Here is a 526-nt window from a genome sequence, read left to right as displayed (position 1 = left end):
CTTGGATTTTTCTAAGTTCAATTTAGTAAAAGTAGATAAGTATCAGTATGCTAATTAGATCACATAATTTGGCAGATTGGTATTAGATCCAAGTAATGTTGTAGGCCAACAGCGGTGAAGATCTACAGTGAAATACTACAAGCTATCATCAATTGGAACCGCTTTTTGTGGAGCACTGGATGTGCAAGAGCGACTGCTACTGAGTGTTTATTTATTAAATCGTAGATAGCAAAAAACCCGTCACATTGCTGTAACGGGTTTCTCTTAATTAAATCCTGGTAATGTCCTACTTTCACATAACAAATGCTACACTATCATCGGCGCTGTTTCGTTTCACTACTGAGTTCGGCATGGAATCAGGTGGGTCCAAAACGCTATTGTCACCAAGAAAATTCTTTTCAATTTTCTTATTTTTAATTATTAAGATTAAAGTCCTTCGACTGAATTTGAAGCCTGGTAATGTCCTACTTTCACATAGCAAATGCTACACTATCATCGGCGCTGTTTCGTTTCACTACTGAGTTCG

1 rRNA gene is annotated in these 526 nt (G+C 37.3%); it reads right to left on the bottom strand.

Annotated elements, in window-relative coordinates:
- Positions 1-273: 273 nt before the first annotated feature.
- Positions 274-388 (bottom strand): 5S ribosomal RNA (gene rrf, locus GQR55_RS20060).
- Between the last annotated feature and the right edge of the window lie 138 nt (positions 389-526).

Source organism: Pseudoalteromonas sp. Z1A8, from assembly GCF_011378855.1.
Taxonomy (GTDB): domain Bacteria; phylum Pseudomonadota; class Gammaproteobacteria; order Enterobacterales; family Alteromonadaceae; genus Pseudoalteromonas.
Note: the sequence above shows the minus strand (reverse complement) of the source record. Positions and strands in the feature narration are given on the sequence as shown.